This is a genomic window from Paenibacillus sp. PvP094, from assembly GCF_040546835.1.
Taxonomy (GTDB): domain Bacteria; phylum Bacillota; class Bacilli; order Paenibacillales; family Paenibacillaceae; genus Paenibacillus; species Paenibacillus illinoisensis.
Genome location: NZ_JBEPOM010000001.1, coordinates 1,065,718 through 1,082,469, shown reverse-complemented (window position 1 = coordinate 1,082,469; position 16,752 = coordinate 1,065,718). Strand labels below are relative to the sequence as shown.

Annotated in this window: 15 protein-coding genes and 1 pseudogene; 7 read left to right on the top strand and 9 right to left on the bottom strand. The window is 38.1% G+C overall.

The annotated features are described in order from the left end of the window. Positions 1–4 precede the first annotated feature (4 nt). The 3 genes and pseudogenes from ABIC22_RS05165 to ABIC22_RS05155 all read left to right on the top strand — a co-directional run. Positions 5–511 (top strand): hypothetical protein, encoded by a 507-nt coding sequence (locus tag ABIC22_RS05165; protein WP_354478968.1) that lies wholly within the window; start codon positions 5–7, stop codon positions 509–511. A gap of 77 nt (positions 512–588) precedes the next feature. Continuing rightward, positions 589–1,068: a hypothetical protein gene (locus ABIC22_RS05160; RefSeq protein WP_354478965.1), complete on the top strand. Its 480-nt coding sequence runs from the start codon at positions 589–591 to the stop codon at positions 1,066–1,068. 203 nt (positions 1,069–1,271) lie between these two features. Then, positions 1,272–1,592: pseudogene (locus ABIC22_RS05155) on the top strand (NgoFVII family restriction endonuclease); the annotation flags it as partial. Positions 1,593–1,966: 374 nt separating this feature from the next. Here the strand turns inward: ABIC22_RS05155 and ABIC22_RS05150 are convergent. From ABIC22_RS05150 to ABIC22_RS05130, 5 genes are all read right to left on the bottom strand, one after another. Further along, positions 1,967–2,671, bottom strand: a complete 705-nt coding sequence (locus ABIC22_RS05150) for a hypothetical protein (protein WP_354478962.1) — start codon at positions 2,669–2,671, stop codon at positions 1,967–1,969. 10 nt (positions 2,672–2,681) lie between these two features. Next, a complete protein-coding gene (locus ABIC22_RS05145) occupies positions 2,682–3,320 on the bottom strand; it encodes a hypothetical protein (RefSeq protein WP_354478959.1) in 639 nt (212 codons plus the stop codon). A gap of 6 nt (positions 3,321–3,326) precedes the next feature. Then, positions 3,327–5,492, bottom strand: coding sequence for a sensor histidine kinase (locus ABIC22_RS05140; RefSeq protein WP_354478956.1), 2,166 nt, complete (start codon positions 5,490–5,492; stop codon positions 3,327–3,329). After that, positions 5,447–6,763 carry a DNA cytosine methyltransferase gene (locus ABIC22_RS05135; protein ID WP_354478953.1) on the bottom strand — a complete coding sequence of 439 codons (1,317 nt, stop codon included), beginning with the start codon at positions 6,761–6,763 and terminating at the stop codon, positions 5,447–5,449. Before ABIC22_RS05135 ends, ABIC22_RS05140 begins: the two co-directional genes overlap by 46 nt. Before the next feature lie 71 nt (positions 6,764–6,834). Continuing rightward, complete coding sequence (locus tag ABIC22_RS05130) at positions 6,835–7,179, bottom strand: helix-turn-helix domain-containing protein (RefSeq protein WP_354478950.1); 345 nt, start codon at positions 7,177–7,179, stop codon at positions 6,835–6,837. 141 nt (positions 7,180–7,320) lie between these two features. On the opposite strand from ABIC22_RS05130, the gene ABIC22_RS05125 reads away from it, so the two are divergent. The 3 genes from ABIC22_RS05125 (at position 7,321) to ABIC22_RS05115 (ending at position 11,109) form a co-directional block, all read left to right on the top strand. After that, positions 7,321–7,836, top strand: coding sequence for a hypothetical protein (locus tag ABIC22_RS05125; protein ID WP_354478948.1), 516 nt, complete (start codon positions 7,321–7,323; stop codon positions 7,834–7,836). Positions 7,837–8,354: 518 nt separating this feature from the next. Then, entirely contained in the window at positions 8,355–8,681 is a 327-nt protein-coding gene (locus ABIC22_RS05120) for a nucleoside triphosphate pyrophosphohydrolase (protein ID WP_354478945.1), read from the top strand. After that, a complete protein-coding gene (locus tag ABIC22_RS05115; protein ID WP_354478942.1) occupies positions 8,665–11,109 on the top strand; it encodes a DEAD/DEAH box helicase family protein in 2,445 nt (814 codons plus the stop codon). The genes ABIC22_RS05120 and ABIC22_RS05115 overlap by 17 nt, the downstream gene beginning before the upstream one ends. A 118-nt stretch (positions 11,110–11,227) precedes the next feature. On the opposite strand, the gene ABIC22_RS05110 is transcribed toward ABIC22_RS05115, so the two are convergent. Next, the gene (locus tag ABIC22_RS05110; protein ID WP_354478939.1) at positions 11,228–11,671 is read right to left on the bottom strand and encodes a hypothetical protein; all 444 of its coding nucleotides are present in this window, start codon (positions 11,669–11,671) and stop codon (positions 11,228–11,230) included. Between the two features lie 39 nt (positions 11,672–11,710). Further along, complete coding sequence (locus tag ABIC22_RS05105; protein WP_354478936.1) at positions 11,711–12,436, bottom strand: hypothetical protein; 726 nt, start codon at positions 12,434–12,436, stop codon at positions 11,711–11,713. 254 nt (positions 12,437–12,690) lie between these two features. On the opposite strand from ABIC22_RS05105, the gene ABIC22_RS05100 reads away from it, so the two are divergent. Beyond that, the gene (locus ABIC22_RS05100; RefSeq protein ID WP_354478933.1) at positions 12,691–14,604 is read left to right on the top strand and encodes a 3'-5' exonuclease; all 1,914 of its coding nucleotides are present in this window, start codon (positions 12,691–12,693) and stop codon (positions 14,602–14,604) included. A 153-nt stretch (positions 14,605–14,757) separates the two neighbouring features. Here ABIC22_RS05100 and ABIC22_RS05095 read toward each other — a convergent pair whose 3' ends face one another. Together ABIC22_RS05095 and ABIC22_RS05090 are read right to left on the bottom strand one after the other, a co-directional pair. Next, on the bottom strand, positions 14,758–15,519 hold the full coding sequence (locus ABIC22_RS05095; protein WP_354478930.1) for a MerR family transcriptional regulator: 762 nt from the start codon (positions 15,517–15,519) through the stop codon (positions 14,758–14,760). Further along, positions 15,494–16,420 carry a DUF2268 domain-containing putative Zn-dependent protease gene (locus ABIC22_RS05090; protein WP_354485857.1) on the bottom strand — a complete coding sequence of 309 codons (927 nt, stop codon included), beginning with the start codon at positions 16,418–16,420 and terminating at the stop codon, positions 15,494–15,496. The genes ABIC22_RS05095 and ABIC22_RS05090 overlap by 26 nt, the downstream gene beginning before the upstream one ends. Positions 16,421–16,752 lie beyond the last annotated feature (332 nt).

Below are 16,752 nucleotides of genomic sequence, written 5' to 3'. Positions count from 1 at the left end.
GAAGGTGGACTACGAACTATTTATAAATAATAGCTCTGAGGCAGAAAAAATAGGTAATATTATATTTGAAATAATGAAAGAAGTTATAGGTAAGGAAGTCAAAGTCGAAAAATTGCAGCATAAATTAGGGTATCAATATGTTTACATTGAATCAGAATATTTAACAATTGATATTGATTTGGAGGATGAAGATGGTGAAATGGAAGAATACCATGAGATGAATCTGAAATATTATAGGGTAAATACAAATATGCGAATCAATATTCAACTGTTCTCAAAGACTTTTGATACAAGTTGGTTGAAATTGATTGAAACAGTGGGGCAATTGTTATCTGTTGTGGAAGGCGATGTACTTTTGCTAGATGATAGATCCTTTCCAATAATGAAGAGAACCAACAATGTCTTGCTTGTAAATAATGATTTAGATGAGTATCAAATCAAGTATATTACTAAAGAAAGCTTAAAACTTCTTAACTGTCATTATGTTGAGAGGAGTTTCAAAGCTGAATAGAAATCTTGTAATTGATGCGCTGTGCAATTCAATTTCAATAGTTTGAGGATTTTGCATATTTCAGGAGAGAAAAGTCCATGGAATATTCTCTAAAGGTTAATGGAAAGCAGGATGCATTATGGTTAAAGAAATTATTAGGAAGTAAAAATATTGCATTTCGTTATATAAACAAACAACATAATTCATTGTCTATTGATGAATTTGATCTAGCCAATGGTCTGAGAATAAGTGTTTATGAAAATAATTTTCCACCCAATCATCCGGCGGCTACTTATGAAACTATGTTTCAAGAAGAGGACTTTGTTTATGAACAAACAATATCTTATGAATTAGAGAACAACGAACAATTCGAACTTTGTTATAAAACGATGTACGAAGCTTCTTTTTCTATCTTAGAATCTCTCAAAGTAGATGGTTTTTTTTATCATACATCAGGAGAAGAGATATTTTTCTATAGAGATGGAAAGTACACCTTTAACGGAAAATATCTTGAATTGCTAGAAGACCAATACAGCGAGATTCTTAAGAGTATCAATTATACGCTTTTTGGTAGCTAGAGATTAAACTTTAGGACATATTCGAAATGAAATTAAGTAAGCACTTCTACCAAGAAAAGAGTAGAGGTGCTTTTTGCTATGGATTCAAAACAATTAATGAACTCTTCCACACGTTGGACGATAATATAGTAGAAACATGATGTAACTCTAACCTGTACATACAGAATATCCACAACCATCCTACACTCACACGAGGTGTATTCATGAAACAAGGCATATATGAACAGCTTATCAACACAATCATCAGGCAGGAGATTTCGGCAATAGATCCGGATGTGTATAACATTGGGACTGAGAAATTAGATGCAGAGGAAGCACGTAAACTGCTTTCTACGTATTTGGCCGCGGTGACCCGACGAGCTCTGAAGATTGTGAGAGAACAAACTGAAGATAACACAGCAGTACTTGCACAGATCCGTACATCTAATGAAATTATCGCTACGTTAAAAGAGACGCTGGGGGAAGAAGAATATAACGAATTGCAGTTGGATGAGCAAGGGGAAGTGCTGACCCATGTGTATTCATAGCGTATTATTAATGATAACAAAAAGTTGATACAATACTTCAAGCAATAATTTTTCCACAGAAATGTGGTGATGTAGTTGATCTTTAGGATATAGGGTGGATTTACAGCGATGTATGATGTGATGTTCACTAGTCTTACAGCATTCTAGTAATAGTTAGGGTTTAAACGTGGAAAACAGAGAGTAAAGAGTGCCTTACTGTGCTAGGTTATTCCAAACAAGAACTTCAGGAGTGCAAAGTCCGACTTTGATCGGCACTCCCGAATGTTCCTTTCTCTTGCTGGGCTGAAAACAGCTACTTTGCTGCAGTTTAATTCAAATAGAGGAGCAGGAAAAAACATATTTTTAGGCTTAATGAAAGGGGGGCTATAAATTCAAGAACAAAACTTAACTTCCTCATTACCATGAATATGTATAGAGTCTGCTGTTTCGTATACTGGTATTGCTCCCTTAAGGTGGAGACTCAAATGTATCGTTCTACCGTAATCTCTATTTATTTTATTCATAATTTCTTTCTTTAGCATGATTTTTGTTAATTGGGCGAACTGCTTAAACGTGAGATTCTTGTCAAATGCTTGGGCAAGAGTATTCTCAAAAACTGATGAATAAACGACTGAGATAAAATTCTTAGTTAATTTATCGTTTTTTGGTAATAACTCCAGGAAATCGTCAGGTAATTCTCTATTAATTGAAGATTGAAAGCCTAAATAGGTTATGCAGTTATTCTCTCTAACTGCTAATTCTCCAACGCCCTCATACATTGCTGTAAAACATGAAAAAACAATAACTTTCTTCCCCGCTAAGTAGTTTAAATTACTCCTTGTCCCAAAAAGCCATTCTACACGTTTTCTCTCACTCCCTAAATCATTCTCATATCTATGAAATATACCTTGTTCAGAGCCATGTGAAAAAATTATTATAAGATCAGATTCTTTTATTTTTGTTAAACAAATTGGAATATCGGAATCCATTACCATCTCCACATTGTGTTTACTTTCTATTAGATTTGCCAGTCTTTCAGAGAACATTGAATTAATGATTATTTTTTTGTCCTGACTTCTATATATAGCTATATTCATTTTGAATTCCTCACATTTCTCTTAAACTAAACTTAGACATGTAATTTGTGATTAAATCTACAATGTCTTTTCTGAACTTCCTCCCAAATTCTGTATCCATTCTTATCTCATGCAATAAATCTTCCAGTGAGAAAGCATTACCTTCTAGTTCAAAACTAATATCGAGTTCACTATACTCATCCTTCATTTTTTCAAGAGAAGTCATAATAATATCTAATTCAGTTAATGCATCTTTAATAGCATTGTAGGTATCAATAGAATTATTCTTGTATATGAGCTTGAAAACATTTAAATCGTTTATAATTTCAAAATAATCTCTATGATTTAAGGGCATATTATTTTGCTCTTCAATGTTAAATGAACTAGAATAAAAAATAATTTTTGTACGCTTATTGTTCTTTCTATATTTTTTTATTAGGTTTAAACCTACTCTAGTCCTACTTGAGGAATCAAATCTTCCAGCATTGAAATTGCAATCAAACATCACAATGTCATAAGGCTTTTTTATCTCAAAATTATTAACATTGTGCATATAATTAAAGTTAATAGTAAAATTTTCTTCATTTAAATTAAACATCTCATTTATATCTTCAAAGTACTCGACAATTTGAGCTTCATCATCAATAACTAAAACTTCATATTTTTTCATTGTAACCTACCCTTTTATTGGTAATTTAATTAGAAATGCTGCACCATTACTTTTATTCACTTCTTCAAAATAAACAATATCTCCATCATGACTTTGAATTATATCGAGTGAATTTGACAAACCTATTCCATTACCTTTTGTAGTTGTATAAGAAACATTAAAAATAAAAGGGGCATCGTCAACCTGTATTCCTGGCCCATTATCCTGAAATACAATCTCAATATGCTGATTATTTGTTGAGGATGTTGATATAGTTATTAATTTATTAGTACTACTATAACCTGCTAACGCTTTTATAGAATTACTAAATAAGTTGTCTAATACTACTTTAATTGATTCCTTATTAACATATGAACGTTTATATGAGTCATTGAATGAATAATCTATAGATATACCTTTACTTTCACACAGAACTTTATTTTCAGCGATTGATTCTTCAATTATATCTGAGACTATCTCTATCTTTTTCGTTAGTCTAGATGATGAGGCCTTTCGTAATGCACTATCTATTAATTTGTTAATTGTCTTAAGAACACCTTTTATATTCTCGCTTTCTATATGAATATTTAGTTTCTGTGTTTGAATAAGAATTTTGTTGAATTTAGAATCAAGAATAGCTGTTTTATTTTTAACTGTATGCAGTAATTCGTATAGTAAACCTTCGGCACCAGTGATTCTTTCAAACACCTTTATTTTTTTTGATAATTCAACGTTTGCTTTTTTTACATTATCTAGATCCTTTTTTAACTGCTTATTGTTTTGCTCTATTAGATTAATAATCTTATTTGCAGCTAATTTTGGCATATCAGTATTATTAATAACACTAATAACTTCATTCCTAAAAGAGTCTTCGGCTTTCTTTCTATTTTCAATAGTAAAATCTATTATTTTCCCTTGTTGTTCCGCTTCTTTTTTCAATTTTTTGAAAATATGATTTTGGAGCAGTTCAATACAATTCCATATAAATTTCTTGAACTCTTCAAACTCTTTAGTATCTTCAACTAATCCAACTCTATCAGTAGCATCTTTCAATCCTTTGTTACTGAGATTGGAGATTTGTACATAACCAATTATGTCTCTTGTCCCTAAAGATCTGAAAACTGCTTGTGCATGTTTATTATCTATATTGAGCCAATCATTCTCAGGCTCTCCATATGGAAATATTCTAAAGTTATCTCTAAATACTTTTATATTTCCATATTGTCTAGAACTTAGGCCTGTTTTTCTGGTGAATGATCGTTTAGCAGCCGAATCCATATATATGATTTTTAGTGATGCAGGACCGAATAACGGTGAAGGTAAGTCAATTTTATCTATTATAGTTTGTTGAGAGTCCTCTATAGTGTAATTAAGAATACCATCGTCACCAATTGAGGCAGTTATTGAAGTTAATGAATAATCGAAAGAGTCATTTATTATTTTTTCTTGGTTATTATTTATTGAGAAAATAATGGAGAATATATTTTGTTCTTGTGAGAATGGTGAAACAAATTTCTTGAGTTGTCTTTTTAGTTCTTCAACATCACGTATGCTCCACTCATCTCTTAGATTAGATATTTTAAGGATAACACCCGAATTTTTCGTATCCTTTAAATATGTAATTGAATAATCATGCTCAATGTCCTCTATAAGTAGAGTATGATCGTTGTATTTATCCCAATCGAAATTCACTACAGTTTTTTCTTTACATTCTTTGTCTATAGCACTTAACTCTAACTTCGCACCAAGTTTATCGGTGCTGAATCTACCAATTCCTTTTTCACCGTTAAGTACTCGTTTATACATTCTATTTATTGTGTCATCATTGATATCTATTTGTTTTATGAGTTCCTTATGAACCACCCCTATTTCCATCCAATACTTATTAACTTCTTCAGAGGACATTCCATTACCATTATCTGAAATTATGATACAGGAATCAGAGTTAGTGATAATTGTATCAGCACCAACTTTATTATCTCCTATGAAATAATCTGTTTTTTTATTATCGCTATGAACAGCTGAATAACTCTCAACGCCTTCAAATCGAATATTGACCTTTTTAGCACCTGCATCGTAAGAGTTCTTTATCAACTCAAAGAATGCAATTGTATTATTAGTTATTAGTTCCCGGCCTATTAATTTTTCTAACTTTGAATTAGTTCTAAATCTAAGTGATTTTCTTTTCTCCATAGTTCACACTCCACACTATTAGTTTTTCTATCATTCTCTGAAAGTAACAATGCAGACATTATTTCAAGAGCAATAGCTTTCGAGAACAGGGGAGGAACAGCATTTCCTACTTGAGTATATTGAGGGGTCTCAGTTTTTCTTCTCACTCCTCCTGTAGTTCTCTTACCTAAAAAGACAAAACTATCATCAAATGATTGAATTCTCGCTAGTTCCCGTACAGTTAGGATTCTTGGAATATTAGAATCATAATGTATTATGTCATCAGGAAGAGTGAGAACAGTGGGAGAGACACCATTTTCTATTAATTTATAACAGGAACGTTTTTTAGTAGCGAATTCTTTAAATTCATTAGCAGATAACTCTGAGACTAACCTTTTTAAAAGTTGCCCGATTTTCTCACCATTCTTTAGTGCTTTAAATCTTTTTATTGTTTTCTGATTATGTTTTGATGCAGTATGGTTATGAAGAGAATTTAGTCTGATTGGTTTTCCTTTAACATCTGGTGTCTGTCCATCTCTGAGCATTTTCTGGTAGGAGCTAAGAGAAGCAGTTTTTTGATAAATATCTGAGGACTCACCGTTTTTTAAAAAGTTTAAATCAGAAATGGCTTCAGCAACAGTTACATCATAATTGAAAGGTTCTGGAAACTTAGGAGGAACCACTAGGTCAATTGGAATACCTAATCTGTATTTGACCTTATGTCCTATGAAAATAACTCTTAATCTATTTTGAGGAACACCATAATCCTTGGCATTTAGTAATTTCCAACTAACTTGATAACCAAACAAACTAGCCTCTTTACATATAACATCAGGCGCTAAAATATCTGTGTATTGAGTTCCAGAAATTCCTGTTATTTTTTCGAACTTATATGACAATATACCGAGTACATTTTCCATTACAAAGTATTTAGGTTTGGTTAGTTTAACAGCTTTTAAGAATTCTAAGAATAGAGTATTTCTAGGATCGTCGGCTTTCCTTTTCCCAGTTAGGCTGAATCCTTGGCAAGGTGGACCTCCAACAACCACATCAATTTTTGTAGGACCAAGTAATTTAGATAATTTTTTGCCTTTAGTTAACTGGGTTATATCTCCTTGGAAAAAATTTAAGGTAAGCCCCAGTTGCTTATGTCTATTAATATAAGTCGTTGAAGCTTCTTGGCTGTAATCCGATGCAACAGGTATTTTAAATCCCGCTTGTAAAAATCCTTCTCCCATTCCGCCAGCTCCGCAGAAAAGATCAAGAACATTATAGTTTTTTGAGTGTTTCATAGTAGTCTCCCAAATAAAGTTTATAATTAATTATTAGATGAGTTAGTCAAAAAATGAAGACGTTAATTAGATTATTTCTCAAGTATTTCTTGAATAATTTTCTTTATTAATTTTAAATTTGCAGGATTGCTTTCTCTCAGTAACTCGACGATACTAGTAATCTGTTTTTCAGATTCGGTAGTTTCTGTTACTTCATCTATATAAGCAAATAACTGAATCAAATTAACATCCAATGAGTCAGCGATTTTTGCTAAGTTCACCAAAGAAACATTCTTTTCTCCACGTTCGATCTGTCCTATGTATGAAAAATGAAATCCACCTTTTTCTCCGAGGGACTCCTGTGAATACCCTCTTTCTTTGCGTAGCGCACGAATTCTGGCACCTACCAACTTCAAAACTTCTCTGTTCTCGTTCACGGTATTCACCTCTCTATGTTCAAAAGTGTAGACAAGTTTCCTCAAGGTAAACACCAAACGAAGAATACAAATAATTAATTTGATTACTATAAGTATTATTTTATTGTATAATATTGGTATTAACTCTTTGGAGGGATGACAATGGCAAGAAATTGGTCCATAACCGGAGCACATTGTAATCACCAAGTAGATTTTACCCCACGTTTGCAAGATCACGATATCTATACACAACCTAGATCCAAACATATTTCTGCTCACCACATGCTACATACTACAATAATGACCTATCACCAACATGCTAAGTATCATCTCAAACTTGCCGCCATCATGCGTAATCACAATCAGTTTAGAGCCTGCCTGATTCTATGTGATTGGACTCTAGCCTCCATGATTAAGGCGCTTTATATCCATAAGTATCATTCAGTTCACCCACCGAAGGAACTCACCATGAACGAAATCTTGCCTTTAGTTCATACGGACACTGAACCCGGATTGGATATCGCTTTGTTCATCGGCACGATACAACATATTTCTTCCCTAGTAGATTACACGTATGACCAGCCAATAGAACTGGACAACATCGAAAAGCTTCTTCAACGAACAGAAGAGATATTGGATGAGTTAGCCGCTCGATTGAAGGATGATTCATCAGAGTAAGATGTTTTTTTAATTAATTATTTGGGTTAAATGTTTGATTTATCTGTGTTACGCTTACAAGATGACATCATTCAAATAAAGGGGATATGATACAGAGATTACAAAAGGATGCTCTTTCCTTTGCATCTGGAAAGTAGGTGTACATTTTGAAAAGAGTAATTGCTATCGCGCTTTTCATATTATCAATAATGGAATCGGTTACATTAATCCTAATCGGTAAAAGCTTGATGAATGGGTATATGGAACCGAGTACGTTTAGAGGGATAATTATATTCCCACTATATGCTTTGTATCTCTCGATCTGGATGTTCTTTTCACGGCAAGAGTTTACCGGAGGACGAGTGGCGGGACAGATCAGTTTGACAGCGGCATTATTGACGTTGTGCCCTTTGGTGTGTTTGTTGATTATTTTCTATTAAATCAACCCATCCCTCCCCATAGCAAATGGTATAATGGCAAAAAGGGAGATTCTGGCGCGAAGCTTGAGGGCTCTCACAGCAGAAAGGATGTTATACCACATGCCTACATACAACAAATTGGTGCGGGATAAGATTCCGCATATTATCACATCCAGCGGTAAAGAATGCCGCACACGTATTTTGGACCCGGAGGAGTATAAGCAAGAACTAAGAACAAAGCTGCAAGAAGAATCGGATGAGTACATGAGTGCAGGAACCGATCAGGAAGCGCTAGAAGAACTAGCCGACATGCTGGAAGTCATCCGGGCGCTGGCGGAGGTGCACGGAGCGAATGTGGCACAGCTGGATAAGCTTCGGGCAAACAAAGCCGAGGCGCGCGGTGGATTTCAGGAGAGAGTGTATCTGATCGATGTCGACGAAGCTTAACGTTAAACTCATTACAGATAACTTGGCAGACGAACTCATTTCCCGGATGCAGCATGCATCCGGGATTTATATTATGACGTCCTTTATTATGCAATCCGGGGTGAAGTTGCTGGCACCGCATTTAAAGCGTGCCGCTGAACGTGGGGCAGAGGTACGGATGCTCGCAGGAGACTATCTGTATATCACGCAGCCGGAAGGACTTCGGGCGCTCTGTGAGGTTGATCCACGAATTGAGGCACGGCTGTGGCGAAGTATGGGCACTTCTTTTCATCCAAAAGCGTATCTGTTCGATCATGATAATGGTGAAGGACTACTGATCGTCGGCTCGTCGAACTTTTCATTTACGGCGCTGAAGACGGGCTATGAATGGAATCTTGCGATGAATGCGGAGGCGGAGCCGTATACGTTCCAGATGGCCTTGGACAAGTTCATGCAGAGCTTCTACCATGAGACGACATTGCCGGTGAACCCGGATTCAATTGCGCTGTATGAAGAAGAGTATCGAAAGTATCACCAGAAGAACCCTGAGATGATCCAGCGGATCACGGAGATGGAAGAAGCGGAATTTGGAACAAGGCTGCCGGAGGAAACAGAGGAAGAAGCCGCCGAGCTATCGCTTGTACCGATCCAGCCGCGGTTTGCGCAGCTTGATGCGCTTGAAGCGTTGGAAGGCACGATGGAAGAGCAGTACGACAAGGCGATGGTCGTTATGGCGACCGGGCTTGGCAAAACGTATCTGGCGGGCTTCTTCGCCCAGCGGTTCCAACGGGTACTGTTTGTGGCACACCGAGAAGAGATTTTGTTTCAGGCGAAGAAGTCTTTTCAGCGGATTATGCCGGAGCGCAGTCATGGTATCTACAACGGGCAGCATAAGGATGGAGCAGCGGATTGTGTGTATGCTTCGATCTTTACGCTGAGTATGCAGAAGCACCGGGACGGGTTTGCGGCGGATGCTTTTGATCTGATCGTGGTAGATGAATTTCATCATGCGGCAGCGAAGACGTATATGTCGGTCATTGAGCATTTTCAACCTAAATTTCTGCTGGGCATTACGGCTACTCCGGATCGGCTAGATGGCAAAGACGTATATTCGCTCTGTGATGGGAACATGGCCTACCAGATACATTTTATTGATGCGATCCGGCGAGGATGGCTTGCTCCATTCCAATATTACGGTGTATTCGATGACACGGATTATTCGCAAATTCGCTGGATTGGTACGAAGTATGATGAAGAACAGCTTATGGCGGCTCAGCTACATGAGGAACATGTGGAGAACATCTATTTAGCCTGGATGCGGCATAAGCAGACACGAACGATTGGCTTTTGCTCGTCGATCCGGCAGGCGGACTATTTAGCTGCGTATTTCCGAAGTCAGGGGGTGAGGGTGCTCAGTCTGCATTCGCGCACATCGGAGATGTCACGGGAGGAAGCGATCCGACAGCTTGATGCGGGCGAGCTGGAGGTTGTGCTGACGGTGGATCTGTTCAATGAAGGAACGGATATTCCAAGTGTGGATACGCTGCTCTTCGTGCGCCCAACTGAATCACTTACGGTGTTTACCCAGCAGGTGGGCCGAGGTCTGCGGCTGGCGGAAGGTAAATCACATTGTGTCATTATCGACCTGATCGGAAACTACCGGAATGCGGATGTGAAGCTGAGTCTGCTGGTTGTGCGTGGCGAGGAAGAACGAAGCGGGAAAGGAATGGATTCGGCTGTGCCGGAAGTTCCAGCCAACTGTGGAATTCATCTGGAGACTCGAGTGGTAAATCTGCTTCAGGAGCTAAGCCGTAAGCGGTTGCCGCGTCGCGAGAAGCTGCAACAAGATTTTCTGGATGTGAAGCGGGAACTCGGGCGTATTCCGAAATATCTGGAGCTGCATCTTATGGGACGTTCCAAAAGCATCGGGTATCGGAGCGAATTTGGCTCATATGTTGGATTTCTCTATTGGGCGGAGCTGCTGTCCTCGGTTGAGGCAGAGGTATATGTCCGCTATGAAGCATGGCTGCGTGATGTGGAGAAGACGGTCATGAACAAAAGCTACAAGATGATCGTGCTGCTGTACATGTTGGAGCGAGGCGAAGCGCACTGGATGGACCCGATCACACCGGGGGAGATGGCAAGCTTTTTCCATACGTACCTCACGGAGAAAGAATACCGGAAACGTAAAGACTTTTCGGATAAGGACAAGCTTGCGCTCTGGGAATGGAACGAGAGGACGGCAACTGAAATAGAGAAACTAATTGTTGATATGCCGATGTCCAAGTGGAGTAAGGCGAAGGGCAGTATGACGCGTTTCGAGGATGGAGTGTTCTCGCTGAACTTACAGATCCAAGATGCGGGGGAACGGGAACTATTATACCGCTGGACGAAGGGAATTTGTCTATATCGGTTGCATACGTATTTTGAGAGAGGGACGATAAACTAAGCAGATTAATATTATAGACTCCATCTAGGATATACTCGGAAAGTTTAGTAATTCAAGTAGAGCTGTATAACGAAAGGACCAGACTACATACCGTTCGTAGGGTATGCAGTCTGGTCTTTTAATTTTCACTTCTCTTCTTCCATAAATTATAGATAAAAAAGATTATAAGTAAGAACGAAGGAATGATTACGGGTTGAAGCAAATTACCTATTGGCATGGAGCTATTAAGCGAAACCATGTAACTGATTAGTGCAAGTCCAATGAATAGAGCTGCATTCATAATGAAAAATCGTCTTGCTGGCTTCTTTTGATACATATACATCACATAAATAATTGCAATCACAAATAAAATGAGGAACACGGTTTCCGAAATTGATGTCCATTTTCCAATCTGGTCAATAGATTTAACATCTTCTTGTGTTATGGTGCCTTCAGTTAGCCAGTGTTGTGATTGACTTAATCGGGTATTCTCCAAAAATAAATAAGAACAGTAACTTATAATCATTAGGACATTGTATATAAGTAAAAAGAGTGCAGGTAGCTTTTCACTTTTTGTTTGCATTGATGATCACCTCTTTACTTATTAAAACAGGCATCCCTGTTAAGGCTGTAATACCGAAGGGTATGCATTCATTGTATCCGTATGAGTTCCAAAATCGAGATTGTATCCCAATGGAAGATCTCCTATGGACAATCCTAACACAGCTCTCATTTTATATCTTGCATTAAAGGTGGCTGTAGATCCAGATGAGGAGTTATAGGTGTATATATCTTCTAAGGCTGGAGAAAACATAGCTCCGAAGTTTGCTGTGGTAAGGCTAACTTTAGGTCCGCTAACTGACGTAACTTTAAATGTACTTGTATTATAAGAAAAATTACCAGACAGCGTAACGACCCACTCTTTTGTAAATTTATCTTTTGAGTCTTTTGCAATGTGATAGAATCTCTCAGAGACATTTTCTCCCCTAATGTCACTGGTAGCATTAACCTGCAAGCCAGATTCGTTTAAATTGTCTAAGGGAGTATGTTCTCTATATGATAGAAACCAATTGTTTTCTATAATTAAATTTTGTATTGTGCGATAATCTGCTGCCTCATAAGATCCACTAGTAACTTCAATAAACCGATCCGTAACAATCGAACCGCTAAGGTCTTTAACTGTGAGGTCTTCGGTGTTTTCATATGCATTATCTATAAAGTTGGTAAATAGACTGCTTATTTCTGAGGTTTCATTGTTTTCTTCACTGACATTTGCAGAAGCTGAAGTAATAGCACTACACGATAATACTAAGGTCAATGTAATCACTAGGCTAACAAATTTCTTCAATTAATGAACTCTCCTTAATATACCTTAAATTGGTTTATTTGTGTTGGCCAACATTAATAACCCTAACATATATATTTTCCATATGATACCTAATAAGTGAAAAATGTATATATTAATACGAAAGGACCAGGAGGTAAGAATTAAATTTCCTTTTTTTATTTGCATGTATATGAATCAAAGTGTGGAAAATTGTGGTTTTTTAATAGATAATGTACATGTACGTGTTTAGATAACTAGAATTAGGAGCGGTTTGCATGGCAAATACAGTACCAGAAGCTATACCGAAGAAAGCGACAGCAGGAGAACGACTATTATTTGAGACGCTGAAGATACATCTTCCAGAAGATTACATCGTGTATTATGAACCTGAGATTCGTGGAAGACGACCTGATTTTGTCATTATCGGGCCTGATTTAGGTCTGCTGGTATTAGAAGTAAAAGACTACACGAAGGGTACTCTACATCAGTTAAACCGGGATGAATGGACGTTGCGTAATACGGCAGGAGAACTGGTTACTGCCCGTAATCCATTGAAACAATCAAGAGATTATGCTTTTTTGATTGCTGAGCAGTTGAAAAAAGACAAGAATTTGATCAAAGAAGGAACGCCTGGATATTTAAAATTTAATTATGGTTATGGCGTTGTTTTCACTCGATTGAAGCAGCCAGATTTTCTTCGTATGGATTTGTACAGTGTCATTGACCCCTTATTTGTATTGACTAGAGAAGAAATTGACCCGGATGATGAAGATTTTTCAGCAGAGATATTAATTGAGAAGTTACTACATATGTTCACGGTACCGACTCGGAACCGTTATAGCTTGACCCAAGACGATATACAGGCGATTCGATATCATCTGTTTCCTGAAGTACGAATCAGTGCAGAGAGAAATGAATGGGTGCCTTATCAGGATCAGCTCCTATTATCCCTGCATAACATCAAGACAATGGACTTACATCAGGAAAATATGGCGAAACAGCTTGGGGATAAGCATCGTTTAATTCGCGGTGTTGCAGGTAGCGGTAAAACGTTGGTTCTCGTCAGTCGGGCAAGAATGCTGGCTAAAGATCACCCTGACTGGAATATCCTTGTTCTCTGTTACGGTTCAACCCTGTCTCAATATCTGAGGCAAGCTATTGTACAAAAAATGACTGAGCCTGACGATTTATTTGATTACAAAGATCACGATCCAGATTCTTCTCTTAGATCCAATGTTCAGGTGAGTACATTTCACTCGTGGCTTGGGAACCAATTTCGGATTCTGGACAAGAAGTTACCAGCTTTGATGGAAAAGGTGGAACAAGGAATTCAAGAATTGCCAAAGTATGACGCCATCTTAATCGACGAGGGACAAGACTTTGATGCGGATTGGCTGAGGCTGGTAAGCGCATGTCTCAATGAGGAAACACAGTCACTACTCCTTGTAGAGGATCGGGCACAAACTATTTTTAAGCGGAGAAATAGCCTAGCACAAGATACGGGATTAGACTTTCGGGGACGTTCTAAGATATTAACGATTAACTACAGGAATACAGCACAGATTGTGCAATTTGCTTGGGATTTCTATAAACAACAGTCCAAGTTACAGCAAAAAGTTATCAGTTCCAGTTCTGAGGGAATTGAGATCATCCCCCCTCAGTATACGAAGCGTAGAGGTCCAGAGCCTTTGATCTATCGCAGTAAGAGTATACAAGCAGAGATGGCCTTTGTTGCTAAATCAATAGACTATTTACGACGTGAGAAATCCTTTACCCTAAAGGATATTGCCATCTTATACAGGGTACAGGAAGCGAATCAAGTGAACATCATTGGCGAGTTGGAGAAAGCATTAACCGAATGTCACCTACCGTACAATTGGGTAACTCAGAACGATCAATCCAAAAAGAGCTTTAATCGGGAAGAGGAAAGTATTAAAGTTTTGACGATTGATAGCGCAAAGGGGCTGGATTTCAGAGCCGTGTTTATCATTTCAATTGAAACCATGCCTCGAAAGGCAGGAAAAACAGATGAAGTGGATGAACAGGAGGTCTCCCGTTTTTATATCGGCATGACACGTGCCTTAGAGTGGCTGTTTTTGAGTTACTCCGGTGAGTCTCGATTTACACAGTATCTAGATATGGTTCAGCAGCAAAGAATGGAGAGACAGATGGTTAAAACGATTACCTGATTTCCTGTTAAGAAATAGTAATGATGATGACAGTCAAATGATCTAAATTGAATTTAAAAAAACGTATCTTCATTCTTTTAATCATGGAGATACGTTTTTTTTGCTTTGTTCTGTTTAAAGTGATTTCACAATCACACAACTGAGAGGCTATATTTATCCTTCCTTAACCCAAACCATAATAGCTTCATACAAAAACCTCAAAAAGTCCTCATCGCCAAACTGAGCAAAATAACCAGCATATCGGCGATCTGATACATAGGCTTCAGCAATACAAGTCACAATCTCTGCATCACACACCATAAATGTTTCGAGACAGCTTTTCCATTCCCGAATGTACTTTTGCACCTCGACAGAAGCGGGAGATTGATCCTGGTGTTGAGCCAGCTTACGAAATACCTTCTGCATGTTTACCGAGAACTGCTGGTAGGCTTGTTGTTGCTCCTCGGCAGAAAGCCGGTTCACATTGGTTTCAAATTCCTGATACTTTTTCGTACCCCCATAAACGAGCTTCGCCTCGGAGTCGTATTGCTCTTGAATGGACAGGATGGGGGAGTCGCCAAATATATTGAGATGAACGATATCCGTTCCATCCACATACTCATCCAACTGGTTGATTATGGTTTCGAGCCTCTGCTTTCGTTGCACGAGTGTACTGCGATGTTCTCTTAAAATCTTTTTCTGTTCATCCTTGGAGAGCTTCATCATGGCTGCAATGTCCTTCAATGAAAAATTCATTTCCTTGAACAACAAAATCGTTTGCAGATTCCCCAGTGATTCCTGATCATAGAACCGATAGCCATTATCCTCGACTTTTGTCGGTTTCAATAGATTAGTCTTATCATAATAATGTAATGCGCGTTTGGTAATACCCGTAATATGAATGATATCTTTAACGGTGAAATAGGGTGTCTTCATTCCAAAAGTCCTTTGTTTCAGCAAGGATCTCACTTGCCGGAGTGATGGTTGCTTCGGTGATATGTTTGCCTGTTTTGTTCAGATAATATTGAATCAAATGATATCCGCAGGCATAGCCAGCAGCATAGGGCATCCCTACGGGAGTAAAGTTCTGCGTTCTTGCAAGATCATCCCCGTATAGATAGGGATTAATCCGCTCGAAGCCTGTAACATGCAGTTGATCCTTCATTTTCGGTTTAATGATTGTATTTAGGGTTTCCATATTCGTTTTGGCCACCCAGGGTCCTAATAACTCTTCACCATACAGAGATGTTGCGAAGCTTTCTGCGAGTCCCTCACTAACAATCATTTCTCCTAGCGTAACATACGGATCCCACTGAATATATTGATATCTCACGTTATGATTGCACTCATGAGCTAATACGGATTGGATGCGAGGTAAAGTGTATGCATTCGGGATCAGGTTCGCGATAATATAGCCGGGGATTCCACCATCTCCGCAGATTCCTTCATTCATTTGCATTGCCTGACTGTTCTGATCTCCTAATAAAACGGTGTATAGATATTCCGATACCGGAAGATTGATGCCATTGTTCGTAAATGTGGTTAGGCTTGCCCTAACAGCTTCATCGCACTGTTGCCAAAATGCTTCAGATGAAATAGCTGCGAGCGGTTCGTTAATTTCGGGCGTAATGCTTGCAGGTGAAATATTCATCAAATTATTCATCGTGATAACGTCAAAGCCATGAGGATCACTGGATCGAAAGGGGATCTGTTGAATGTTCCACTTCGGCATAAAAGGCCCCATCATCTCCTGCCGGTATAACTCCATTTTCTGATCGGGTGACGCAGGAATGATCTTCTCGTAAATTTTATCTGAACGTAACGCGGTAATCTTCAGCGTAATCTCTCCTTCTTGTAAGCTTGATTTGATTATCAAGTATCACCTTACGTAACAGTCAAGGAGCTAGAAGAAGAAAGTTGTATTCGAATTAGCTGTTTCAAAATCAATTGCGCAGGATTGACTAGGGGAGAAGGGAGGAGTTTGTCTATCTTTTTAGACTGGCTGCATGTACAGGTTGTTTAAGTGTACGCAGTGTTTTGTTTAAGTTGTAGTTCACCTTAGTTTCTGAAGAAATGACAATCTCCTTTTATGACAATATGGATACCGATTCGAAACCAAAAATGGATATCTTTGTAGTATAATCCATTTGGCCTCGGTACTGAACCCTG

What these genes read in the sequence shown, in the direction of transcription:
- ABIC22_RS05140 (WP_354478956.1), bottom strand. Translation starts at nt 5,492, where the DNA reads ATGGAGAAAAGAAAATCACTTAGATTTAGAACTAATTCAAAGTTAGAA.
- ABIC22_RS05110 (WP_354478939.1), bottom strand. Translation starts at nt 11,671, where the DNA reads ATGCAAACAAAAAGTGAAAAGCTACCTGCACTCTTTTTACTTATATAC.
- ABIC22_RS05115 (WP_354478942.1), top strand. Translation starts at nt 8,665, where the DNA reads ATGTCGACGAAGCTTAACGTTAAACTCATTACAGATAACTTGGCAGAC.
- ABIC22_RS05135 (WP_354478953.1), bottom strand. Translation starts at nt 6,763, where the DNA reads ATGAAACACTCAAAAAACTATAATGTTCTTGATCTTTTCTGCGGAGCT.
- ABIC22_RS05120 (WP_354478945.1), top strand. Translation starts at nt 8,355, where the DNA reads ATGCCTACATACAACAAATTGGTGCGGGATAAGATTCCGCATATTATC.
- ABIC22_RS05095 (WP_354478930.1), bottom strand. Translation starts at nt 15,519, where the DNA reads ATGAAGACACCCTATTTCACCGTTAAAGATATCATTCATATTACGGGT.
- ABIC22_RS05160 (WP_354478965.1), top strand. Translation starts at nt 589, where the DNA reads ATGGAATATTCTCTAAAGGTTAATGGAAAGCAGGATGCATTATGGTTA.
- ABIC22_RS05125 (WP_354478948.1), top strand. Translation starts at nt 7,321, where the DNA reads ATGGCAAGAAATTGGTCCATAACCGGAGCACATTGTAATCACCAAGTA.
- ABIC22_RS05100 (WP_354478933.1), top strand. Translation starts at nt 12,691, where the DNA reads ATGGCAAATACAGTACCAGAAGCTATACCGAAGAAAGCGACAGCAGGA.
- ABIC22_RS05150 (WP_354478962.1), bottom strand. Translation starts at nt 2,671, where the DNA reads ATGAATATAGCTATATATAGAAGTCAGGACAAAAAAATAATCATTAAT.
- ABIC22_RS05145 (WP_354478959.1), bottom strand. Translation starts at nt 3,320, where the DNA reads ATGAAAAAATATGAAGTTTTAGTTATTGATGATGAAGCTCAAATTGTC.